21 protein-coding genes are annotated in these 23,566 nt (G+C 68.1%); 1 reads left to right on the top strand and 20 read right to left on the bottom strand.

Going from position 1 to position 23,566, the window contains the following annotated elements:
• Nucleotides 1-18: 18 nt before the first annotated feature.
• The 20 genes from rpsQ to rplJ form a co-directional block, all read right to left on the bottom strand.
• On the bottom strand, nucleotides 19-291 hold the full coding sequence (gene rpsQ / locus ACSIH6_RS34010) for a 30S ribosomal protein S17 (protein WP_013156120.1): 273 nt from the start codon (nucleotides 289-291) through the stop codon (nucleotides 19-21).
• Nucleotides 288-539 (bottom strand): 50S ribosomal protein L29, encoded by a 252-nt coding sequence (rpmC, locus tag ACSIH6_RS34005; RefSeq protein WP_013156119.1) that lies wholly within the window; start codon nucleotides 537-539, stop codon nucleotides 288-290. Before rpmC ends, rpsQ begins: the two co-directional genes overlap by 4 nt.
• The gene (rplP, locus tag ACSIH6_RS34000) at nucleotides 539-952 is read right to left on the bottom strand and encodes a 50S ribosomal protein L16 (protein WP_017567304.1); all 414 of its coding nucleotides are present in this window, start codon (nucleotides 950-952) and stop codon (nucleotides 539-541) included. Before rplP ends, rpmC begins: the two co-directional genes overlap by 1 nt.
• Nucleotides 953-955: 3 nt before the next feature.
• Nucleotides 956-1,762: a 30S ribosomal protein S3 gene (gene rpsC / locus ACSIH6_RS33995; protein ID WP_017567303.1), complete on the bottom strand. Its 807-nt coding sequence runs from the start codon at nucleotides 1,760-1,762 to the stop codon at nucleotides 956-958.
• On the bottom strand, nucleotides 1,762-2,130 hold the full coding sequence (rplV, locus tag ACSIH6_RS33990) for a 50S ribosomal protein L22 (RefSeq protein ID WP_013156116.1): 369 nt from the start codon (nucleotides 2,128-2,130) through the stop codon (nucleotides 1,762-1,764). The genes rpsC and rplV overlap by 1 nt, the downstream gene beginning before the upstream one ends.
• Nucleotides 2,131-2,202: 72 nt before the next feature.
• Nucleotides 2,203-2,481 (bottom strand): 30S ribosomal protein S19, encoded by a 279-nt coding sequence (rpsS, locus tag ACSIH6_RS33985; protein WP_013156115.1) that lies wholly within the window; start codon nucleotides 2,479-2,481, stop codon nucleotides 2,203-2,205.
• Nucleotides 2,482-2,493: 12 nt separating this feature from the next.
• The gene (gene rplB, locus ACSIH6_RS33980) at nucleotides 2,494-3,333 is read right to left on the bottom strand and encodes a 50S ribosomal protein L2 (RefSeq protein ID WP_013156114.1); all 840 of its coding nucleotides are present in this window, start codon (nucleotides 3,331-3,333) and stop codon (nucleotides 2,494-2,496) included.
• A gap of 58 nt (nucleotides 3,334-3,391) precedes the next feature.
• Nucleotides 3,392-3,682, bottom strand: coding sequence for a 50S ribosomal protein L23 (gene rplW / locus ACSIH6_RS33975; RefSeq protein WP_013156113.1), 291 nt, complete (start codon nucleotides 3,680-3,682; stop codon nucleotides 3,392-3,394).
• Nucleotides 3,679-4,350: a 50S ribosomal protein L4 gene (rplD, locus tag ACSIH6_RS33970; protein WP_435112443.1), complete on the bottom strand. Its 672-nt coding sequence runs from the start codon at nucleotides 4,348-4,350 to the stop codon at nucleotides 3,679-3,681. Before rplD ends, rplW begins: the two co-directional genes overlap by 4 nt.
• A 3-nt stretch (nucleotides 4,351-4,353) precedes the next feature.
• A complete protein-coding gene (rplC, locus tag ACSIH6_RS33965) occupies nucleotides 4,354-5,004 on the bottom strand; it encodes a 50S ribosomal protein L3 (RefSeq protein ID WP_435112442.1) in 651 nt (216 codons plus the stop codon).
• A 12-nt stretch (nucleotides 5,005-5,016) separates the two neighbouring features.
• Nucleotides 5,017-5,325, bottom strand: coding sequence for a 30S ribosomal protein S10 (rpsJ, locus tag ACSIH6_RS33960; RefSeq protein WP_013156110.1), 309 nt, complete (start codon nucleotides 5,323-5,325; stop codon nucleotides 5,017-5,019).
• Between the two features lie 251 nt (nucleotides 5,326-5,576).
• Complete coding sequence (gene tuf, locus ACSIH6_RS33955) at nucleotides 5,577-6,770, bottom strand: elongation factor Tu (protein WP_435112441.1); 1,194 nt, start codon at nucleotides 6,768-6,770, stop codon at nucleotides 5,577-5,579.
• Nucleotides 6,771-6,850: 80 nt separating this feature from the next.
• Nucleotides 6,851-8,965 (bottom strand): elongation factor G, encoded by a 2,115-nt coding sequence (fusA, locus tag ACSIH6_RS33950; protein ID WP_435112440.1) that lies wholly within the window; start codon nucleotides 8,963-8,965, stop codon nucleotides 6,851-6,853.
• Nucleotides 8,966-9,005: 40 nt separating this feature from the next.
• Nucleotides 9,006-9,476 carry a 30S ribosomal protein S7 gene (gene rpsG, locus ACSIH6_RS33945; protein WP_017567296.1) on the bottom strand — a complete coding sequence of 157 codons (471 nt, stop codon included), beginning with the start codon at nucleotides 9,474-9,476 and terminating at the stop codon, nucleotides 9,006-9,008.
• Between the two features lie 2 nt (nucleotides 9,477-9,478).
• The gene (gene rpsL, locus ACSIH6_RS33940) at nucleotides 9,479-9,850 is read right to left on the bottom strand and encodes a 30S ribosomal protein S12 (protein WP_013156106.1); all 372 of its coding nucleotides are present in this window, start codon (nucleotides 9,848-9,850) and stop codon (nucleotides 9,479-9,481) included.
• A 458-nt stretch (nucleotides 9,851-10,308) separates the two neighbouring features.
• Entirely contained in the window at nucleotides 10,309-13,548 is a 3,240-nt protein-coding gene (locus ACSIH6_RS33935; protein WP_435112439.1) for a hypothetical protein, read from the bottom strand.
• A 129-nt stretch (nucleotides 13,549-13,677) separates the two neighbouring features.
• On the bottom strand, nucleotides 13,678-17,556 hold the full coding sequence (locus tag ACSIH6_RS33930) for a DNA-directed RNA polymerase subunit beta' (protein WP_435112438.1): 3,879 nt from the start codon (nucleotides 17,554-17,556) through the stop codon (nucleotides 13,678-13,680).
• A gap of 34 nt (nucleotides 17,557-17,590) precedes the next feature.
• Complete coding sequence (gene rpoB, locus ACSIH6_RS33925) at nucleotides 17,591-21,058, bottom strand: DNA-directed RNA polymerase subunit beta (RefSeq protein WP_435112437.1); 3,468 nt, start codon at nucleotides 21,056-21,058, stop codon at nucleotides 17,591-17,593.
• Between the two features lie 822 nt (nucleotides 21,059-21,880).
• Nucleotides 21,881-22,267: a 50S ribosomal protein L7/L12 gene (rplL, locus tag ACSIH6_RS33920; RefSeq protein WP_017567293.1), complete on the bottom strand. Its 387-nt coding sequence runs from the start codon at nucleotides 22,265-22,267 to the stop codon at nucleotides 21,881-21,883.
• Nucleotides 22,268-22,364: 97 nt separating this feature from the next.
• On the bottom strand, nucleotides 22,365-22,892 hold the full coding sequence (gene rplJ / locus ACSIH6_RS33915; protein WP_013156102.1) for a 50S ribosomal protein L10: 528 nt from the start codon (nucleotides 22,890-22,892) through the stop codon (nucleotides 22,365-22,367).
• A gap of 300 nt (nucleotides 22,893-23,192) precedes the next feature.
• On the opposite strand from rplJ, the gene ACSIH6_RS33910 reads away from it, so the two are divergent.
• Nucleotides 23,193-23,566: LolA-like protein (locus ACSIH6_RS33910; protein ID WP_488186053.1), on the top strand; the 374-nt coding region annotated here is incomplete at its 3' end.

Raw genomic sequence — 23,566 nt, 5'->3', positions numbered from 1 at the left:
GCCGCCGACAGGCTGGGGTTACTTAGCCTTCTCCAGGATCTCCACGACGCGCCAACGCTTCGTCGCGGAGAGCGGCCTGGTCTCCATCAGTCGGACCAGGTCGCCCACACCACAGGAGTTCGCCTCGTCGTGCGCCTTGTACTTGGACGTGCGACGGATGACCTTGCCGTACCTGGCGTGCGTGATGCGGTCCTCGACCTCGACGACGACGGTCTTGTCCATCTTGTCGCTGACGACGTAGCCCTCGCGCACCTTGCGGTAGTTGCGGGTCGCGGTCTGGTTCTCACTCATTCGGCTGCTTCCTTCTCCTGCGCCGACTCACCAGACAGCGGGGCGATACCCAGCTCGTGCTCACGCAGGATCGTGTAGATCCGGGCGATCTCGCGCTTGACGGTACGCAGTCGGCTGTGGTTGTCGAGCTGGCCGGTGGCGGCCTGGAAGCGGAGGTTGAACAGCTCTTCCTTGGCTTCCTTGAGCTTGGCGACCAGGTCCTCGACGGACTGGTCACGGAGCTCATGGGCAGTCACGGACTTGGCCATCACTCCCCCTCCCGCGTAACGAACTTGCACTTCATCGGGAGCTTGTGCATCGCACGGCGCATCGCCTCCTTGGCGATGGCCTCGGGCACGCCCGACAGCTCGAACATCACGCGACCGGGCTTGACCGGCGCGACCCACCACTCCGGGGAGCCCTTACCGGAACCCATGCGGACCTCGGCGGGCTTCTTGGTCAGCGGGCGGTCCGGGAAGATGTTGATCCACACCTTGCCGCCACGCTTGATGTGACGCGTCATGGCGATACGAGCGGACTCGATCTGACGGTTCGTCACGTAGGCCGACTCCAGGGCCTGGATGCCGAACTCGCCGAAACTGACCGTCGTGCCGCCCTTGGCCTTGCCGCGCAGATCCGGGTGGTGCTGCTTGCGGTACTTGACCTTACGAGGAATAAGCACTGGTCAGCTCCCCTCGGACTTCGCGGACTCGGCCGGGGCCTTGGCCTCGGCGCTCTGCGGCTGGCCACCACCGGCGCCGCCGCGACGACGACGCTGGGGGCGCTCGCGGCGCTGACCGCCGCCGCCACCGCCACCGCCACCGGCGGAGCGCTGCGCGGCCTGGGCCGCTTCGCGCTCGGCGCGGGTGGCGGGCGCGTCACCCTTGTAGATCCAGACCTTCACACCGATGCGGCCGAAGGTCGTACGGGCCTCGAAGAAGCCATAGTCGATGTCGGCGCGCAGCGTGTGCAGCGGCACACGACCCTCGCGGTAGAACTCCGACCGCGACATCTCGGCCCCGCCCAGACGGCCACCGCACTGGATGCGGATGCCCTTGGCACCGCTCTTCATCGCGGTCTGCATGGCCTTGCGCATCGCGCGGCGGAACGCCACGCGGCTGCTCAGCTGCTCGGCGACGCCCTGGGCGACGAGCTGCGCGTCGATCTCGGGGTTCTTGACCTCGAAGACGTTCAGCTGGACCTGCTTGCCGGTCAGCTTCTCCAGGTCCGTCCGGATGCGGTCGGCCTCGACGCCGCGGCGGCCGATGACGATGCCCGGCCGGGCGGTGTAGACGTCCACGCGGACGCGGTCACGGGTGCGCTCGATCTCCACCTTGGAGATGCCCGCGCGCTCCATGCCACGGGTCAGCATCCGACGGATCGCGACGTCTTCCTTGACGTAGTCCTTGTAGGACTTGTCGGCGTACCAACGGCTCTTGAAGTCGGTGGTGATGCCGAGGCGGAACCCGTGCGGGTTTACCTTCTGCCCCACTATCGGGTCCTTTCCTTCGTCTTGGACGAGGCGCCCGAGCGCTCAGCGACGACCACGGTGATGTGGCTCGTGCGCTTGGTCACCCGGAAGGCGCGGCCGAAGCCTCGCGGGCGAATGCGCTTCAGGGTCGGACCCTCGTCCACCCACGCGCGTTCGACCACCAGCGTCCCGCGGTCCAGCTTGTCGTTGTGCTCGGCGTTGGCGATGGCACTAGCCAGTACCTTGCCAACGGGCTCGCTCGCCGACTGGGGCGCGAACCGGAGCACCGCCTGTGCCTCGTCAGCGGGCAACCCGCGAATAAGGTCCACCACCCGGCGGGCCTTTCGGGGCGTAACACGGACGAACCGTGCCTGTGCCCTCGTTCCCATCGCTTTTCCCTCGCTCACGGAAATTCATCTCCACTCACCGTGGAGAAATGGTTCTTTCTCCTGCTGCAACCGCTAACGGCGGCTACGGCGGTCTTCCTTGACGTGGCTGCGGAAAGTACGCGTGGGAGCGAACTCACCGAGCTTGTGGCCGACCATCGACTCGGACACGAACACGGGGACGTGCTTGCGGCCGTCGTGGACGGCGATCGTGTGACCGATCATCTCCGGAACGATCATGGACCGCCGGGACCACGTCTTGATGACGTTCTTGGTCCCCTTCTCGTTCTGCGACTCCACCTTCTTGATGAGGTGGTCGTCGACGAAGGGACCCTTCTTAAGGCTACGTGGCATCAGACGTGCTCCTTACCGCTTCTTCTTACCGCTACGCCGACGCCGCACGATGAGCTTGTCGCTGGCCTTGTTCTTGGCCCGGGTCCGGCCTTCCTTCTTACCCCAGGGGCTGACCGGGTGACGGCCACCGGAGGTCTTGCCCTCGCCACCACCGTGGGGGTGGTCGACCGGGTTCATCACGACACCACGGACGGTCGGGCGCTTGCCCTTCCAGCGGGAGCGACCGGCCTTGCCCCAGTTGATGTTGGACTGCTCGGCGTTGCCCACCTGGCCGACGGTCGCGCGGCAGGTGATCTCCACCATGCGCATCTCGCCGGAGGGCATACGCAGCGTGGCGTACTTGCCCTCCTTGGCCAGGAGCTGGATCTGCGAGCCCGCGGAGCGGCCCAGCTTGGCGCCGCCACCCGGCTTCAGCTCGACCGCGTGCACGAACGTACCCGTGGGGATGTTGCGCAGCGGGAGGCAGTTGCCGGGCTTGATGTCGGACTGCGGACCGTTCTCGACCCGGTCGCCCTGCTTGAGGCCGGCCGGAGCCAGGATGTAGCGCTTCTCGCCGTCCACGTAGTGGAGCAGCGCGATGCGCGCGGTGCGGTTCGGGTCGTACTCGATGTGGGCGACCTTGGCCGGCACGCCGTCCTTGTCGTGACGACGGAAGTCGATCACGCGGTAGGCGCGCTTGTGGCCACCACCCTGGTGACGGGCGGTGATCCGGCCGTGGCCGTTGCGACCGCCCTTGGAGTGGAGCGGACGCACCAGGGACTTCTCGGGCTCCGAGCGCGTGATCTCGACGAAGTCGCTCACGCTGGAGCCGCGACGACCCGGCGTCGTCGGCTTGTACTTACGAATGCCCATCTTCTTCGCGCATTCCTTTACGTGTTGCTTGGTGTGTAGCGGTCAGACCCGGGAGAGGTCAGACACCGAAGATGTCGATCCGGTCGCCCTCGGCGACACTGACGATCGCGCGCTTGGTGTCGGGACGCTTCCCGTAACCGAAGCGGGTGCGCTTGCGCTTGCCCTTGCGGTTGATCGTGTTCACGCTCGTGACCTTCACCTCGAAGATCTTCTCGATCGCGATCTTGATCTGGGTCTTGTTGGCGTCCGGGCGGACGATGAACGTGTACTTGTTCTCGTCCATGAGCCCGTAGCTCTTCTCGGAGATCACCGGCTCGACGATGATGTCCCGGTGGTCGGCGATCCTCACTGGTCGTCCTCCTCGGACTGCGCGGCCTTGGAGGCACCAGCCGCGTGGGCCAGGAACTCGGCGTAGCCCGCCTCGGTGAAGACCACGTCGTCCGAGTAGAGGACGTCGTAGGTGTTCACCTGGTCCGCGTCGAGGATGTGCAACTCTTCGACGTTGCGCAGGGCGCGCCGGTTGTGCTCGTCCTCGCGGGCCAGCACCACCAGGACCTTGTCGGACTCGGTGACCTGGCGCAGCGTCTTCAGAGCGGTCTGCGTGAACTTGCTCTCCAGGTCCTCGGCCACGAACTGGCTGACGACGTGGATGCGGCCGTGACGCGCCCGGTCGGAGAGGGCTGCGCGCAGGGCGGCGGCCTTCATCTTCTTGGGAGTGCGCTGGCTGTAGTCGCGAGGCTGGGGTCCGTGGACCGTGCCGCCGCCGGTGTACTGCGGGGCGCGGATGGAACCCTGACGGGCCCGGCCGGTGCCCTTCTGGCGGTAGGGCTTCTTGCCACCGCCGCGGACCTCGCCGCGGGTCTTGGTGGCGTGGGTGCCCTGACGACCAGCGGCGAGCTGGGCGTTCACGACCTGGTGGATCAGCGGGATGCTGACCTTCTGGGCGAAGACGCTGTCCGGCAGCTCGACGCTGCCCTTGGCGCCGCCCTCGGGGTTCTTGACCTCGATCTGGGCCATGGCTTACTTGTCCCCCTTCACAGCGGTGCGGACGAGCACCAGACCGCCGTTGGGACCGGGGACGGCACCCTTGACCAGGATGAGCCCCTTCTCCGCGTCCACGGAGTGGACGGTCAGGTTCTGGACGGTCTTGCGCACGTTGCCCATGCGACCGGCCATGCGCATGCCCTTGAACACGCGTCCGGGCGTGGCGCAGCCGCCGATGGAACCGGGCGAGCGGTGCTTGCGCTGGGTGCCGTGCGAGGCGGAGAGGCCGCGGAAACCGTGGCGCTTCATCACACCGGCGAAGCCCTTGCCCTTGCTCTTACCCGTGACGTCGACCTTCTGGCCGATGTCGAAGCTGTCCGCGGTGACCTCCTGGCCGAGCGTGTACTCGGTGGCGTCGACCGTGCGGACCTCGACGTAGTGGCGACGCGGGGTCAGGTCGTGCCTGCGCAGGTAGTCGCCGAGCGGCTTGTTGACCTTGCGCGGGTTGATCTGCCCGTAGCCGAGCTGGATGGCGGAGTAGCCATCGGTGTCCGGAGTCCGGATGCGGCTCACGACGCACGGACCGGCCTTCAGAACCGTCACGGGCACCATCTTGCCCGTGTCGTCGAAGACCTGGGTCATGCCGAGCTTTTCGCCCAGAACTCCCTTGATCTGCTTGGTGGCCATGTCTGTGCGTCCTTAAAGCTTGATCTCGATGTCAACGCCCGCCGGGAGGTCGAGTCGCATGAGCGAGTCCACCGTCTTCGGCGTGGGGTCGATGATGTCGATCAGCCGCTTGTGCGTGCGCATCTCGAAGTGCTCGCGCGAGTCCTTGTACTTGTGCGGCGATCGGATGACGCAGTAAACGTTCTTCTCCGTCGGCAGCGGCACCGGGCCCGCGACCTGTGCGCCAGTTCGCGTCACAGTCTCGACGATCTTGCGAGCCGAGCTGTCGATGACCTCGTGGTCATAGGCCTTTAGCCGAATGCGGATCTTTTGTCCCGCCATGTGGCCTGTTCGTCCTTCGCTTCAGTGTCCGTAACGGTGAGCTGTCCCGGTCACAGACGCCCAGGCCCGGCGGATCCGCCGTGTAGCCGTGAGCCCCTATTCCCTTGAGAAACCGCAACAGGGCTTGCCCCTGCGGTGCGTCACCGTCACAGAGCCCGATGACGTCTTGTGTGCTGGTGGGCGGGCCGTGGACCCACAGCCCACCCACCACGGCGGGGACGGCTCCGGAAGGGGCCGCCCCCGCACGGGTACTACTTGAGGATCTTCGTGACGCGACCCGCGCCCACGGTCCGGCCACCCTCACGGATGGCGAACTTCAGACCGTCCTCCATGGCGACCGGCTGGATGAGCTGGACGGTCATCTCGGTGTTGTCACCGGGCATGACCATCTCGGTGCCCTCCGGCAGCGTCACGACGCCGGTGACGTCGGTCGTGCGGAAGTAGAACTGCGGGCGGTAGTTGTTGAAGAACGGCGTGTGGCGGCCACCCTCGTCCTTGGACAGGATGACGACCTGGGCCTCGAACTCGGTGTGCGGGGTGGTCGTACCGGGCTTGATGACGACCTGGCCGCGCTCGACGTCCTCGCGCTTGATGCCGCGCAGGAGCAGACCGACGTTGTCGCCGGCCTGGCCCTGGTCGAGCAGCTTGCGGAACATCTCGACACCGGTGACCGTGGTGGTCTGCTTCTCTTCCTTGATGCCGACAATGTCAACGGTCTCGTTGACGTTGACGATGCCGCGCTCGATGCGACCGGTGACGACGGTGCCGCGACCGGTGATCGAGAAGACGTCCTCGATCGGCATGAGGAAGGGCTTGTCGGTGTCACGCTCGGGCTCGGGGATGAACTGGTCCACGGTGCCCATGAGCTCCAGGACGGACTTGCCCCACTCCTCGTCGCCCTCCAGCGCCTTGAGCGCGGAGACCTTGGTGACGGGGACGTCGTCGCCGGGGAACTCGTACTCGCTGAGGAGCTCGCGGACCTCGAGCTCGACGAGCTCGAAGATCTCCTCGTCGTCCACCATGTCGGCCTTGTTCAGGGCCACCACGATGTAGGGCACGCCGACCTGGCGGGCCAGGAGCACGTGCTCCTTGGTCTGCGGCATCGGGCCGTCGGTGGCGGCCACGACCAGGATGGCGCCGTCCATCTGCGCCGCACCCGTGATCATGTTCTTCACGTAGTCGGCGTGACCGGGGCAGTCCACGTGGGCGTAGTGACGCGCCTCGGTCTGGTACTCGACGTGGGCGACGGAGATGGTGATACCGCGCTCGCGCTCCTCAGGAGCGTTGTCGATGTCCTCGAACGGCGTGAACGGGTTCAGCTCCGGGTACGCGTCGTGCAGCACCTTGGTGATGGCCGCGGTCAGCGTGGTCTTGCCGTGGTCGATGTGACCGATGGTGCCGATGTTGACGTGCGGCTTAGTCCGCTCGAACTTTGCTTTCGCCACTGGATGTCTCCTAGACGTACAGAGCTGTCTGGTGCTCGCTCCCCGCGTGGACGGGGAGCGGGCTGGTTACGTGTTCGCGACTATTCGCCGCGGACCTTCGCCACAATTTCTTGGGCGACAGCGGACGGAACCTCCGCGTAGGAGTCGAACACCATCGAGTAGTTGGCTCGACCCTGCGTGCGGCTGCGCAGGTCACCCACGTAGCCGAACATTTCGGAGAGGGGCACGAGGGCCTTGACGAGACGGACGCCGGAACGCTCGTCCATGGACTGGATCTGTCCACGGCGGGAGTTCAGGTCGCCGATCACGTCACCCATGTACTCCTCGGGGGTGGTGACCTCGACAGCCATGACCGGCTCCAGGAGAGTCGGCTTGGCCAGCTTGACGATCTCCTTGAAGGCGATCGAACCGGCGGTCTTGAAGGCCATCTCGGAGGAGTCGACCTCGTGGTACTGGCCGTCCTGGAGCGTCACCTTGACGCCGACGAGCGGGTAGTGCGCGAGCACGCCCAGCTCGGCGGCCTCCTGGCAGCCGGCGTCGACCGAGGGGATGTACTCCCTCGGGATGCGGCCACCGGTGACGGCGTTGACGAACTCGTAGCCCGAGGCGTCGCCGCTCTCGGTCTCCAGGGGCTCGATGTCGATCTTGACCTTGGCGAACTGGCCCGACCCACCGGTCTGCTTCTTGTGGGTGTAGACGTGCCCCTCGACCTTCTTGCGAATGGTCTCGCGGTAGGCCACCTGGGGCTTGCCGATGTTCGCCTCGACCTTGAACTCGTCGCGCATGCGGTTGACGAGCACCTCGAGGTGCAGCTCGCCCATGCCCGAGATCACGGTCTGACCGGTCTGGTCGTCCGTGGCGACCTGGAACGAGGGGTCCTCGTCCGCGAGACGCTGGATCGCGATGCCCAGCTTCTCCTGGTCGCTCTTGGTCTTGGGCTCGATGGCCACCTCGATGACCGGAGCCGGGAAGGTCATGGACTCCAGCACGATCGGGTTCGCCTGGTCGCACAGGGTCTCACCGGTCGTGGTGTCCTTGAGGCCCATGACGGCGACGATGTCGCCGGCGCCGACCTCGGAGATCTCCTCGCGCTTGTTGGAGTGCATGCGGTAGATCTTGCCGATGCGCTCCTTGCGGCCCTTGAGGCTGTTGAGCACCTGGGTGCCCGCCTGGAGAACGCCGGAGTAGACGCGCACGTAGGTCAGCTTGCCCAGGTGCGGGTCGCTCATGATCTTGAAGACCAGGGCCGACAGCGGCTCGTCGTTGCTCGGCTTGCGGACGAGCTTGGTCTCCTCGGTCTCGTCCTTGGGGTCGTGGCCCTCGACGCCCTCGACGTCCAGGGGCGAGGGGAGGTAGGCGGTGACCGCGTCGAGCAGGGGCTGCACGCCCTTGTTCTTGAACGCGGTGCCGCACACGACCGGGACGGCCGTACCGGCGATGGTCGCACGACGGATCGCGGGGACGAGCTGCTCCACGGTGGGCTCCTGGCCCTCCAGGTACATCTCCATGATCTCGTCGTCGGCCTCGGCCAGCGTCTCGATGAACTGGTCGCGAGCCTCACGGGCGGCGTCGGCGTGGCTCTCGGGGATGTCGACCGTGTCGTACATCTCGCCGAGCGCGGCCTCGTCGTTCCAGACGTAGGCCTTCATGCGGACGAGGTCGATGACGCCCTTGAAGTCGCTCTCGGCACCGATGTTGAGCTGGATCGGCATGGCGTTGGCGCCGAGGCGCTCACGGAACATGTCGACACAGCGCTGGAACTCGGCGCCGATCTTGTCCATCTTGTTGACGAAGCAGATACGCGGGACGCCGTAGCGGTCCGCCTGGCGCCAGACCTGCTCCGACTGGGGCTCCACGCCCTCTTTGGCGTCGAAGACCGCGACGGCACCGTCGAGCACACGCAGCGACCGCTCGACCTCGACCGTGAAGTCCACGTGGCCGGGCGTGTCGATGATGTTGATGGTGTGGTCGTCCCAGTGGGTGGTGGTAGCAGCGGAGGTAATGGTGATACCCCGCTCCTGCTCCTCCTTCATCCAGTCCATCGTGGCAGCGCCATCATGGACCTCGCCCACCTTGTGGGTCACACCGGTGTAGTAGAGGATCCGCTCAGTCGTCGTGGTCTTACCAGCGTCGATGTGAGCCATGATCCCGATGTTGCGGACCTTGGCCAGGTCAAGAACAGTTTTGGCAGCCATGAGGCTCGTCGTCCCTCGGTCTGTTTCGAACGCGCCGGAATTACCAGCGGTAGTGCGCGAAGGCCTTGTTCGACTCGGCCATCTTGTGCGTGTCCTCACGCTTCTTGACGGCCGCGCCGAGACCGTTGCTGGCGTCGACCAGCTCGTTCATCAGGCGCTCGGTCATGGTCTTCTCACGACGCTTGCGCGAGAAGTCGACCAGCCAGCGCAGAGCCAGCGTGGTGGACCGGGAGGCGCGAACCTCGACCGGCACCTGGTAGGTCGCACCGCCGACGCGGCGGCTGCGAACCTCGAGCGCGGGCTTGACGTTGTCCAGACCCCGCTTCAGGACGACGAGCGGGTCCTGGCCGGTCTTCTCGCGAGCGCCCTCCAGGGCGTCGTACACGACGCTCTGGGCGATGGAGCGCTTGCCGTCGAGCAGCACCTTGTTGATCAGTGCGGTGACGAGCGGCGAGCCGTAGACCGGGTCGGTGATGAGCTGGCGCTTCGGCGCCGGACCCTTGCGCGGCATGCTTACTTCTCCTTCTTGGCGCCGTAACGGCTACGCGCCTGCTTGCGGTTACGGACACCCTGCGTGTCGAGCGAGCCGCGCACGATGCGGTAACGGACACCCGGCAGGTCCTTCACACGGCCACCACGCACGAGCACGATGCTGTGCTCCTGGAGGTTGTGGCCGATGCCGGGGATGTAGGCCGTGACCTCGATCTGGCTGCTCAGCTTGACTCGGGCGACCTTGCGCAGAGCGGAGTTCGGCTTCTTGGGCGTGGTGGTGTAGACACGAGTGCACACACCACGACGCTGCGGACTCCCCTTCAGCGCCGGGGTCTTGTTCTTTGCGACCTTGTCCTGTCGGCCCTTGCGGACCAGCTGCTGGATGGTGGGCACCGCGTCTCCGTCTTCCTCGTGACCTACGCCGGTTCTCGTAGCCGATATCGCTATTGACCTGCTGGATTTCCCGAACCTCGCCGACCCCCGATGTCGGGCGTGTCGCGTTGGTTCCCGCGCATGGCGAAACCGAGTTCACACCCGACCGAGAGGTCGAATCATGGGAGGGGGTTCACATGCGCCGCGCACCGTAGGTCCTCGTCTGCGGAACCGGGCGCCGCACACACATGTGCGACCCGTCGACTCACGGGCACAATCACACAGGCTACCGCTTGCCGTCAGGACGGTCAAAACGGTGTGCGACATGGCGGGAACCGTGGGAACGGATCCTCGCGTAGCCGTGGGTCACCACCAGTCTACGTGGTCCTGCGGCTGCTTCGCCCCGCTTCGCCGAGAGTGCGGCCGAAGGATGACGGCCGCCTCCCCGGAACGATTGTCCCCGAGAGGCGGCCGTCGCGCTACAGGACCAGCCAGAGGGCGACGGAGGTCACCGTCACCAGGATGCCGATGACGGCGAAGACCGTTCCAGTCGTGATCAGACCGAGGCCGTCCAGCTGCCCGCGGGACTCGCGGATCGCCCTCTTGGCCTTGGGCCCGGTGACCAGCAGGGCCAGGACGGCCGTGACCAGTCCCACGCCGGGCAGCAGCGAGACCACGCCCAGCCACAGGGTGAGCGTCGCCCCCCGCTCGGTGTCGGCGAGGAAGTCGATGCTGTCGTAGCCGGGGTAGGCGTCACCGGCCTCACCCCCCAGGGGGCGGTCGCCGAAGCCGGGGAAGTCGTCGGCGATCGGGTCCTTGCGGCGCCTGCTGCGACCCGCCGGGGCGGCGGGCATGCCGTAGTCGGCCGGGGTGAACCCGTCCTCGTACTCCGAGTCGTCGTGGTCGTCGCGCTCGTCGCGGTCGTCCCGGCGGAACTCGGGCTCGGGATCGTCGTCGTGGCCGTACTCCGGCTCCGGCCGCTCCGCCTCCCCGTCGTGGCCGTACTCCGGCCCGTCGGGGTCGTCGTCGTAGTGGCCGTAGCCCGCTCCGTCGCCCCCGCGGCGGTCGCCGCGCCGGAACTCGTCGTCGTCCTCCCAGGCACCCTCTGCCAGGGCCCGGGCGTCGAACATCTGGGTGGCCCCGCCGGGGTCCTCCGGCAGGTCCTGGTCCCTGGACCGGGCACGCGACTGCATGTCGGCGATCGCGCCCAGGGGGTCGTCCGCGCCGGGGACCGCCGCGGAGAGCCCACCGGTGTCGGGCCCTCCCCAGTCGACGGTCTCCGGCCCTCCTGAGGACTCCCTGCGGCGCTGCTCCGCCTCCCGGACCACGTCCGGCAACCGGGGGTCGTTGCGGTCGAACGCCCAGGTGTTGCCGGTGCCCGTACCCAGCCCGGAGGGCGAGAGCTCGTCGCCGTACCCGTCGCCCCACGAACCGCCGGAGCCCGCTCCGGAACGGTCGTCGGTCCGGCCGGAGGGCGCCCAGGCGTCCGGAGCTTCAGCTCCCGCAGGGGCCCTGTCGGCGCTCCGGAGGTCCCCGCCGAGTTCGTCGTCGTCCCAGGACCGGCCGCGTGCGCCGTTTTCCCCGAGGGGATCGTCGTCACCGTAGGGGCGGTCGTCCCAGGCGTCGGCACCGCGCTCACCGGTCCCGTGCCGGGGGGCGCGGTCGTCCCAGGGCCGGTCCACCGGGGCGTCGTCCTCCCAGGAACTGCCGTCGGGACCGGGGACGTCGGTCCAGGAGGCGGAGCCGCGCTCGCGGTCCCGGTCGCGGGCGAGAGCGTCGTCGTCCCAGCCGGAGGAACCGCGTGCGTCGCTCTCCCAGGGCTGGCCGCCCCGGTCGGTGTTCCAGGCACCGCGGTCACCGGCGGGGTCGGGATCCCACGGCTGGTCGGTCGGGGAGGACCGCGTCTCCCACGACGCGGGGCCCAGACCGTCGTCGAGCGGGTCGCGCGTACCGCCCACGGGTGCGTCGTCCCACGGCTGCCCGGTCGCGGAGGAGGACGGAGCCTCCCACGAGGCCGGTCCCAGACCGTCGTCGAGCGGGTCGCGCCGGTCCGCGACCGGAGCCTCGGCGCTCCAGGCCCCGAGGTCCCGCTGGCCGCTGTCCCCGAACCCGCCGTCGTCCGTACCGGGCGCGATGTCGGCGCCGGATTCCGAAGTGCCGTCCCAGGGTTGTCCGGACCCGGAGGAGGCCGGGGCCTCCCACGAGGCCGGTCCCAGACCGTCGTCGAGCGGGTCGCGCGTACCGCCCACGGGCGCGTCGTCCCAGGGCTGGGCGCCCTCCACCTGACCGCCGCTCCCGGAGGCCCCCGGCCAGGGAGCAGCTGGGTCCCGGTCACCGCCGCCACCGGCGGGGGCGTCCGCGTCCCAGGCTGAGGAGGCGCGCGTGTCCTCCTCCCACGGCCGGGCACCGGCGGTACTCGCCGCACCGGAGGCCGGAGCGTCCCACGAGGCCGTACCGAGGCCGTCGTCGAGCGGATCGCGCCGGTCCGCGACCGGAGCCTCGTCCCACGGCTGACCGGACGCGGCGGAGGAGGGAGCCTCCCACGACGCGGGACCCAGACCGTCGTCGGCCGCGTCACGGCTACGACCCGGGGTGTCGTCCCAAGGTTGGCCGGACGCACCGGAGGCCGGGGCGTCCCAGGGCTGGGACCCACCGGCGGAACCGCCCTCCACGGAACCAGCGGCCCCGGAGGAGTCCGCCCACAGGTCCGGACCGCGGTCGTCGCGGGCGGGGGCGTGCGCGTCCCAGGCTGAGGAGGCGCGCGTGTCCTCCTCCCACGGCCGGGTACCGGCGGTACTCGCCGCACCAGAAGCCGGAGCGTCCCACGAGGCCGTACCGAGGCCGTCGTCGAGCGGATCACGCCGGTCCGCGACCGGAGCCTCGTCCCACGGCTGACCACCGGTCACACCGGAAGCGGGAACACCGTCCCATGCCCGCCCTCCGGACACACCGGAGGCGGAGGCGTCGTCCCACGGCTGGCCGGACGCACCGGAGGCCGGGGCGTCCCAGGGCTGGGACCTACCGGCGGAACCGCCCTCCACGGAACCAGCGGCCCCGGAGGAGTCCGCCCACGGGGCGGCGTCGCGGTCGCTCCCGCCGCGGGCGGGGGCGTCCGTGTCCCAGGCGGAGGAGGCGCGTGCGCCGCCGACGGTGTCGGACGGCGCCTCCCAGGAGGGCGCGCCCCGGTCGTCGTCCACCTGGGCGCCGGAGCCCCACGGCTGCTCAGCGGCCGCGGAGGAACCGGGTGCGGAGGAGGGCACGTCCCAGGGCCGCCCGGCGTCCGGGGCGTCCCGGTCGCCCAGCACGGGCATCTCCTGGGTTCGGGGGCCGTCGGACCAGGACTCGGACCGGTCAGTCCCCTGCTCCGACGGGAGGGGCACCTGGGCGCTGGCCGCGACGCTCGGCAGGGAGGACTCCTCGGTCTCCCCCGGGACCCTGGTCAGCGGCTGGTAGGCCGACGACCCGGCGCCCGGGTAGGAGATGCCGTGGGAGACGGGGGGCGGCGGTCCGCCCAGCGCCTCCGGATAGGGCTCCACCATGGCCGGACGGGACGAACTCAGCCCCGCGTACCCCCCGCTGTCCGGAAAGACCGTGTCACCGGTCCCCTCCGGTTCGAGCGGGTCCTGGTAGTCCGACTGTGTGCGATAGCGGTTCTCACTCGGCTTGAACCACGAGTCCTCCGCGTCGGAGTCCCGCCGTTCGCCCCCGTTGTCAGTCACCTGTGCCTCTCCCGCCAGCGCAGTAGCGCCGTCTTCCGTCCGCGTCAGCGGACCCTGTGCGCGGAACGGCGGCGGTACCACCCCCCGCGAGGGGTGGCATACCGCCGCCGTCAGTTCAGCAAACCGCTTCTACCGGTTGTACGGCCCGAAGTCGTACTCCTCCAGCGGAACGGCCTCGCCCGAACCCTGTCCGAAGGTGTACTCGCTCGGCTCCTCGTACCCGGAGACCGAGTACATCGAGGCCTTGGCCTCCTCGGTCGGCTCCACCCGGATGTTGCGGTACTGCGGAATGCCGGTACCGGCCGGGATGAGCTTACCGATGATGACGTTCTCCTTGAGGCCGAGGAGCGGGTCGCTCTTGCCGTGGATCGCGTTCTCGGTGAGCACCCGGGTGGTCTCCTGGAAGGAGGCCGCGGACAGCCAGGACTCCGTGGCCAGAGAGGCCTTGGTGATACCCAGCAGCACCGGGCGTCCGGCCGCGGGCTGGCCGCCCTCGGACACGACGCGGCGGTTGATCCGCTCGAACTTCGGACGCTCGACCATCTCACCGGGCAGCAGCTCGGTGTCGCCCGACTCCAGGATGTTCACCCGCTTGAGCATCTGGCGGACGATGATCTCGATGTGCTTGTCGTGGATGGACACACCCTGCGACTTGTACACCTCCTGGACCTCGGACACCAGGTGCTGCTGCACCGCGCGCGGTCCCTGGATGCGCAGGACCTCGTGCGGGTTGATCGCACCCTGGATCAGCTGCTCGCCGACCTTGACGTGGTCGCCGTCGGTGACGAGCAGCTGGGCGCGCATCGGTACCGGGTAGGCGATCTCGTCCGTGCCGTCGTCGGGGATGACGACGATCTTGCGGCTCTTCTCGGTGTCGTCGATCCGGATCCGGCCCTCCATCTCGGAGATCGGGGCCACACCCTTGGGGACGCGGGCCTCGAAGAGCTCCTGGACACGGGGCAGACCGTGGGTGATGTCCTGACCGGCCGAACCACCCATGTGGAAGGTACGCATGGTCAGCTGGGTGCCGGGCTCACCGATGGACTGGGCCGCGATGATACCGATCGCCTCACCGACGTCCACCGGCTTGCCGGTCGCCATGGAGCGGCCGTAGCAGGTGGTGCAGACGCCGATCTTGGCCTCGCAGACCAGCGACGAGCGCACGCGGACCCGGGTGACCCCGGCCGCGATCAGCTTGTCGATGTTCTGCTCGGAGGTGTCGCTCAGGGCGGGGAGGATGACCTTGCCCTCGTCGTTCAGCGTGTCCTCGGCGATGGTCCGGCCGAAACCGGTGTTCTCGACGTTGTGCTTGCGCACGACGACGCCGGCGGCGTTCTTCTCGCCGATCTCGTGCCAGAGCGAGCGCTCCGTGCCGCAGTCGATCTCGCGGACGATGACGTCCTGCGCCACGTCCACCAGACGACGGGTCAGGTAACCCGAGTCGGCGGTACGCAGGGCGGTGTCGGCCAGGCCCTTGCGCTGGCCGTGCGTGGAGATGAAGTACTCCAGCACGGACAGGCCCTCGCGGTAGGAGGACTTGATCGGACGCGGGATCGTCTCACCCTTGGTGTTGGAGACCAGGCCGCGGATACCCGCGATCTGGCGCACCTGCATCGGGTTGCCTCGGGCGCCGGACTGGACCATCATCCACACCGGGTTGTCGGCGGGGAAGTTGGCCTCCATGTCCTGGGCGACCTCGGTGGTGGCCTGGGTCCACACCTCGGTGAGCTCCTGACGGCGCTCGTCGTCGGTGATGAGACCGCGGTCGTACTCGCGCTGGATCTTGTCCGCCTTGCGCTCGTACCCCTCCAGGATCTCGGTCTTGCGCGGCGGCGCGACGACGTCCTCGATGCCGATGGTCAGACCGGACCGGGTGGCCCAGTGGTAACCGGCGTCCTTGAGGGCGTCCAGCGTCGTGGCGACCTGGACCTTGGGGTAGTTCTCGGCGAGGTCGTTGACCAGCGTCGAGACCTGCTTCTTGCCCACCTGGAAGTTGACGTACGGGTAGTCGACCGGGGTGGTCTCGTTGAACAGGTACCGGCCCAGGGTGGTCTCCAGGGTGTACGGCTCCCCCGGGGTCCAGCCCTCCGGCGGCGTCCAGTCCCTGGGACCGGGGGCGCCGTCGGCGATCCGCAGGTTGATCCTCGCCTGGAGGTCGAGGTCCCCCAGGTCGTAGGCCATGATGCCCTCGGCCGGGGAGAGGAACGAGCGTCCCTCGCCCTTGGCCCCGACCTTCTCCGTCGTCAGGTAGAACAGGCCGATGATCATGTCCTGGGTGGGCATGGTCACGGGCTTGCCGTCGGACGGCTTGAGGATGTTGTTGGTGGCCAGCATCAGCAGCCGCGCCTCGGCCTGGGCCTCGGCGGACAGCGGCAGGTGCACGGCCATCTGGTCGCCGTCGAAGTCGGCGTTGAACGCCGTGCACACGAGCGGGTGGATCTGGATGGCCTTGCCCTCGACCAGCTGCGGCTCGAAGGCCTGGATGCCCAGGCGGTGCAGCGTCGGGGCGCGGTTGAGCAGAACCGGGTGCTCGGTGATGACCTCTTCGAGGACGTCCCACACGACCGGGCGGGACCGCTCGACCATGCGCTTGGCGCTCTTGATGTTCTGCGCGTGGTTCAGGTCGACCAGGCGCTTCATCACGAACGGCTTGAACAGCTCCAGCGCCATCTGCTTGGGCAGGCCGCACTGGTGCAGTTTGAGCTGCGGACCGACGACGATGACCGAACGGCCGGAGTAGTCGACACGCTTGCCGAGCAGGTTCTGGCGGAAGCGGCCCTGCTTGCCCTTGAGCATGTCGGACAGCGACTTGAGCGGACGGTTGCCCGGCCCGGTGACCGGGCGGCCCCGGCGGCCGTTGTCGAACAGCGCGTCGACGGCCTCCTGGAGCATCCGCTTCTCGTTGTTGACGATGATCTCGGGCGCGCCGAGGTCCAGCAGCCGCTTGAGGCGGTTGTTGCGGTTGATGACACGGCGGTACAGGTCGTTGAGGTCGGAGGTCGCGAAGCGGCCACCGTCCAGCTGCACCATCGGACGCAGGTCCGGCGGGATGACCGGGATGCAGTCCAGCACCATGCCCATGGGGCTGTTGGTGGTGTTGAGGAACGCCGAGACGACCTTGAGCCGCTTCAGGGCGCGGGCCTTCTTCTGGCCCTTGCCGGTGCGGATGATCTCGCGGAGCCTCTCGGCCTCCACGTCCAGCTCGAAGTTGGCCAGCCGGTCCTGGATGGCCTGAGCGCCCATGCCGCCGCGGAAGTACTTGCCGAAGCGGTCCCGCATCTCGCGGTAGAGCATCTCGTCGCCCTCGAGGTCCTGGACCTTGAGGTTCTTGAACCGGTTCCAGACCTCGTCGAGGCGGTCGATCTCGCGCTGGGCGCGGTCGCGCAGCTGGCGCATCTCGCGCTCGGCGCCCTCGCGCACCTTGCGGCGGGCGTCGCCCTTGGCGCCCTGCTCCTCCAGCTCGGCGAGGTCGGCCTCCAGCTTGCGGTGGCGGTCCTCGACGGTGGAGTCGCGGCGCTGCTCCAGGTGCTGCTTCTCGACCGAGATCCGCGCCTCCAGGGACTGGAGGTCGCGCTCACGGGCCTCGGTGTCCACCCACGTGACCATGTAGGCGGCGAAGTAGATGATCTTCTCGAGATCCTTCGGCGCCAGGTCCAGCAGGTAGCCCAGGCGGGAGGGCACGCCCTTGAAGTACCAGATGTGCGTGACGGGAGCGGCCAGCTCGATGTGGCCCATCCGCTCACGGCGCACCTTGGCACGGGTCACCTCGACGCCGCAGCGCTCACAGATGATGCCCTTGAAGCGGACGCGCTTGTACTTGCCGCAGTAGCACTCCCAGTCGCGGGTCGGACCGAAGATCTTCTCGCAGAAGAGTCCGTCCTTCTCGGGCTTGAGGGTGCGGTAGTTGATGGTCTCGGGCTTCTTGACCTCGCCGTGCGACCACTGGCGGATGTCGTCGGCCGTGGCCAGGCCGATGCGCAGCTCGTCGAAGAAGTTGACGTCGAGCACTTAATTCGTCCCCTGCTCTCGAAGAATGCGGAAGTTAGACCTCTTCGACACTGCTCGGCTCCCGCCGACCCAGGTCGATTCCCAGTTCTTCCGCCGCGCGGAAGACGTCCTCGTCGCTGTCCCGCATCTCGATGGACATACCGTCACTGGACAGCACCTCCACGTTCAGACAGAGCGACTGCATCTCCTTGATGAGCACCTTGAAGGACTCAGGGATGCCCGGTTCGGGGATGTTCTCGCCCTTGACGATGGCCTCGTAGACCTTGACCCGGCCCACCACGTCGTCGGACTTGATGGTGAGCAGCTCCTGGAGGGCGTAGGCGGCGCCGTAGGCCTCCAGCGCCCACACCTCCATCTCACCGAAGCGCTGACCGCCGAACTGCGCCTTACCGCCCAGCGGCTGCTGGGTGATCATGGAGTACGGGCCGGTGGAGCGCGCGTGGATCTTGTCGTCCACGAGGTGGTGGAGCTTGAGGATGTACTTGTAACCGACGGAGATCGGCTCGGCGAAGGGTTCGCCGGTGCGGCCGTCGAACAGACGGGCCTTGCCGTCGTCGTTGACCAGGCGGTTGCCGTCCGCGTTGGGGCGCACCGACCTGATCAGGCCGCTGAGCTCGTCGCCGTGCAGGCCGTCGAAGACCGGCGTGGCCACGCGGGAGCCCGGCGGCACGTCGGTGGCACCGATGGCCTCCAGCGACTTCTGCCACTCCTCCTCGACCCCCTCGACCAGCCAGCCGTTCTTGGCCAGCCAGCCCAGGTGGACCTCCAGGACCTGGCCGACGTTCATACGGCCGGGCACGCCCAGCGGGTTGAGGATGATGTCGACCGGCGTCCCGTCCTCCAGGAAGGGCATGTCCTCCTGGGGCAGGATCTTGGAGATGACGCCCTTGTTGCCGTGGCGGCCGGCGAGCTTGTCACCGTCGGTGATCTTGCGTTTCTGGGCCACGTAGACGCGGACCATCTCGTTGACGCCGGGGGCGAGCTCGTCGCCCTCCTCGCGGCTGAACACGCGGACGCCGATGACCTTGCCGGTCTCGCCGTGCGGCACCTTGAGCGAGGTGTCGCGGACCTCGCGCGCCTTCTCGCCGAAGATCGCGCGCAGCAGGCGCTCCTCCGGGGTCAGCTCGGTCTCGCCCTTGGGCGTGACCTTGCCGACGAGGATGTCGCCGTCCACGACCTCGGCGCCGATGCGGATGATGCCCCGGTCGTCGAGGTCGGCCAGGACCTCCTCGCTGACGTTGGGGATCTCGCGGGTGATCTCCTCCGGGCCCAGCTTGGTGTCGCGGGCGTCGACCTCGTGCTCCTCGATGTGGATCGAGGACAGGACGTCGTCCTGCACCAGGCGCTGGGAGAGGATGATCGCGTCCTCGTAGTTGTGGCCCTCCCAGGACATGTACGCCACGAGCAGGTTCTTGCCCAGCGACATCTCGCCCTGGTCGGTGGAGGGGCCGTCCGCGAGGACCTGGCGCTCCTCGACCCGCTGGCCCTCGGCCACGATCGGCCGCTGGTTGAAGCAGGTGCCCTGGTTGGAGCGCTGGAACTTGCCCATGCGGTACGTCTTGCGCGTGCCGTCGTCGGCCATGACGGTGACGTAGTCGGCGGTGACGTCCTCGACGACACCGGCCTTCTGCGCCAGGACGACCTCACCGGCGTCGGTGGCGGCGCGGTACTCCATGCCGGTGCCGACGAACGGCGACTCTGCCGTCAGCAGCGGCACGGCCTGGCGCTGCATGTTCGAGCCCATGAGGGCGCGGTTGGCGTCGTCGTGCTCCAGGAACGGGATCATGGCGGTGGCGACCGACACCATCTGGCGCGGCGACACGTCCATGTAGTCGACCTCGTCCGTGCTGACCTGCTCGAACTCACCGCCCTTGCGGCGGACGAGCACACCGGCCTCGGCGAAGGAGCCGTCGGGGTTCATCGGCGTGTTGGCCTGCGCGATGACGTGGAGGTCCTCCTCGTCCGCGGTCAGGTAGTCGACCTGCTCGGAGACCTTGCCGTCGATGATGCGGCGGTACGGGGTCTCCACGAAGCCGAAGGAGTTGACCCGGCCGTAGGCGGCGAGCGAGCCGATCAGACCGATGTTCGGTCCCTCGGGGGTCTCGATCGGGCACATGCGGCCGTAGTGCGAGGGGTGCACGTCGCGGACCTCGAAGCCCGCGCGCTCACGGGACAGGCCGCCCGGGCCCAGCGCCGAGAGGCGGCGCTTGTGCGTCAGGCCCTCCAGCGGGTTGGTCTGGCCCATGAACTGCGACAGCTGCGAGGTGCCGAAGAACTCCTTGATGGAGGCCACGACGGGGCGGATGTTGATCAGGGTCTGCGGCGTGATCGCCTCGACGTCCTGGGTGGTCATCCTCTCGCGGACCACGCGCTCCATGCGGGCCAGGCCCAGGCGGACCTGGTTCTGGATGAGCTCGCCGACGGTGCGCAGACGGCGGTTGCCGAAGTGGTCGATGTCGTCGGTCTCGATCCGACGGAGACCGATGGCGGTCTCCTTCTCGATCTCACCCGCGTGCAGGCGGACGATGTAGTCGATCGTGGCGACGATGTCCTCTTCGGTCAGCGTGCCCTGCGTGTAGTCGGTGTCGAGGCCGAGCTTCTTGTTGATCTTGTAGCGGCCGACCTTGGCCAGGTCGTAGCGCTTGGGGTTGAAGTACAGGTTCTCCAACAGCGCCTGGGCCGACTCCTTCGTGGGCGGCTCTCCGGGGCGCAGCTTGCGGTAGATGTCCAGCAGCGCGTCGTCGGTGCCCGCGGTGGGGTCCTTCTCGAGCGTGTTGCGGATGGACTCGTACTGGCCGAAGCGCTCCAGGATCTGGTCGGTGGTCCAGCCCAGAGCCTTGAGCAGGACGGTGACGCCCTGCTTGCGCTTGCGGTCGATGCGGACGCCGACGAAGTCGCGCTTGTCGACCTCGAACTCCAGCCAGGCGCCGCGGGACGGGATGACCTTGCAGCCGAAGAGGTCCTTGTCCGAGGTCTTGTCGACGGACTTGTCGAAGTACACGCCCGGAGAGCGCACCAGCTGGGACACGACGACGCGCTCGGTGCCGTTGATGATGAAGGTGCCCGTCTCGGTCATGAGCGGGAAGTCGCCCATGAACACCGTCTGGCTCTTGATCTCACCGGTGTCGTTGTTGATGAACTCCGCCGTGACGAACATCGGGGCGGAGTAGGTCATGTCCCTGTCCTTGCACTCATCCTCTGAGTACTTGGGCGGCTCGAAGCGGTGATCGCGGAACGACAGGGACATCGTGCCCGAGAAGTCCTCGATCGGGCTGATCTCCTCGAAGATCTCTTCGAGACCGGACTGCTCCGGAACGTCCTTGCGGCCAGCGTTTCGGGCCGTCTCAACCCGGGTCTTCCACCTGTCGTTGCCCAGCAGCCAGTCGAACGACTCGGTCTGAAGGGCGAGGAGGTTCGGGACCTCCAGTGGTTCCTGGATACGGGCGAAGGAAACGCGGTGCGGACCAAGGGCGTTAGCGGAGGCGTTGCGCGAGGCTGCCAACAGGGGTCCTTCCGAAGGCTTGTGGCGGTTGAAGCGCGCACGCCAGACGATCCGTCACGAGAAGGACCGCCGCAACGCGGTTGAGACGGTCACATCGAGCGGGAGCGGGCCACCGTATGTCCGGAAAATGGAGTGGCGGTAGCCTTCACCGGCACAGGGATCACCAAAGGGCAGCGCAAAAGAGCAGTGTAGCCGAACACCACACCGCTGTCCACTCACGGTCCACAGCGCCACTCACGACACCGGCAGGATCACCCCTGGAGGGCGATCCGTCAAGCCCGCTCCTTGCGGAGGAGCCCGGATTCCGGCTGACCGGGACGGTCCGACGACCTCGTTGGTGGACTGGTGCGCCTGCCCTGGCCCGGGGGTCGGGAGCCAACGACATCCGAAGGATTCCCCCGCCTCAGGCGGGTAAACACGTCCTCCGGGCCTCAGCGGGTTTCCCGGGACGGGAGATTAGCGCGTCCGGGGGACAGTTCGCACACGCACCCCCGGTTCCGGGACCTCCCGGATCTCCCTCAGCTTCGCACAGGGGGCGAGACGAGCGGTGACGGACACGGCGGGGCTCGGGGAAAGGACTCCGGACCCGCCGCAGGTCAGCGCACCGGCGGGGCGACGCGGGCCCGGGGCCGGACCGGCGGGGCGGAAAGCACGGCGGTGCGGGCCGGACCGGTGGGCGGACACGGGCCGGACCGGCGGGGCGTGGGAAGACCGCCCGGAGACGGCGAGGGGCCCCAGGACACACGAAGGCGGCCGCCCCTCCCCGGGAGGAGGGACGGCCGCCGGAAGCAGGCCAGCGGGCGCTCAGCGGCCCGCGTGGGACTACTTGAGGGTGACGGAGGCGCCAGCGCCCTCGAGAGCGGCCTTGGCCTTGTCGGCCGTCTCCTTGTTGACGCCCTCCAGCAGTGCCTTGGGAGCGTTGTCGACCAGGTCCTTGGCCTCCTTGAGGCCCAGGCTCGTGAGGCCGCGGACCTCCTTGATGACCTGGATCTTCTTGTCGCCAGCGCCCTCGAGGATGACGTCGAACTCGGTCTGCTCCTCGACCTCGGCGGCGCCGCCACCCTGGCCGGGGGCGGCGACGGCCACGGCGGCCGGAGCGGCGGCGGTGACGTCGAACTTGTCCTCGAAGAGCTTCACGAAGTCGGCCAGCTCGAGAAGGGTCATCTCCTCGAACGCGGCAAGCAGGTCCTCGTTGCTGAGCTTCGCCATGGTGCGATCTCTCTTTCTCTGCGGACACGCGGTCCTGTCGGGTCCGCGTGCGAGTCAGTGTCCGGGCGCCCTCGGCACCCGGCGGGTTTCAAAAAGGTCAGGCGGCTTCCTGGGAGCGCTTGTCCGCCAGAGCCTGCGCGAGACGCACAGTCTTGGAGGGAAGCGCCTGGAAGACGGCGGCGGCCTGGCCCTGCTTGGCCTTGAGCGCACCCGCCAGCTTCGCGAGAATGACCTCGCGGGACTCCAGATCGGCCAGCTTGGTGATGTCGTCGGCGCTCATCGACTTGCCGTCGATGACACCGCCCTTGATCACCAGGGGCGAGTTCGCCTTCGCGAAGTCACGCAGACCCTTAGCGGCCTCGACCACGTCACCGTGGACGAAGGCGATGGCGGACGGGCCTTCAAGCAGGTCCTTGACCTGCTCGTCGACACCGGCCTCCGTGACCGCGATCTTGGTCAGCGTGTTCTTGACGATGCGAAAACGCGCGCTCTGGCCGAGGCTGCGACGCAGTTCAGTGATCTGCGCGACAGTGAGCCCCCGGTATTCGGTCAGCACGGCGCCGTTCGACTCACGGAACTCGCCCGTGAGTTCGGCGACCGCGGCTGCCTTGTCCGGCCTCGCCATGGGACTCCTTCCAACATTGAACGCTGGTTGACTCCAAGGGCCCGGGCAATCGGCGTCAGCACGAGAAAAAGCCCCGGGCGCGAGGCGCACGGGGCATGACCGCGTTCTGGTGGCCGCGCGGAGCGCGATCCGGAACGGGAAGCTCTTGTGACACCTGCGCGGGCGCCCATCGCGGATGGGCCCTTAGGTCACCCGTTCGGGTGACGACCAGCGGTCTTCGGCAAGAACCCATCGTACCGCACGTCTCGGTGTCCCCGTTCCACACCGGGAGGCGGAAACCGTGATCGCGCTCACTCCCCCGTGGGCACGGAACCGCCGCGACGTGGCGGAGGCGCCGCCGAGGAGGAGACCCTGCCCCAGGCCGCCAGCGCCATCGCCTCTCTGGAGAACGTCTCCGAGGCGGGCACCGAGGAGGTCGGCGGCGTGGAGACGACGGTCATCGAGGGCACGATGACCAGCGAGGAGTACGAGGCGCTGTCCGAGGAGCAGTCGGCCGCGCTCCTTCAGGTGCTCGGCTCCGACTACAGCGGCACCCTCGGCATCGGCGTCTGGGTCGACGGCAACGGCTTCCCGCTGCGCATGGAGTTCGCGGACGAGGTGTCCGACGTGTCCATGGAGTTCTCCGCCCTCGACGAGACCACCGTCGAGATCCCCGCCGAGGGCGAGATCGGCAC

The sequence above is a fragment of the Nocardiopsis synnemataformans genome (genome assembly GCF_965343085.1).
Classification (GTDB): Bacteria; Actinomycetota; Actinomycetes; order Streptosporangiales; family Streptosporangiaceae; genus Nocardiopsis; species Nocardiopsis alborubida.
This window is presented reverse-complemented; position numbering and strand designations above follow the sequence as displayed.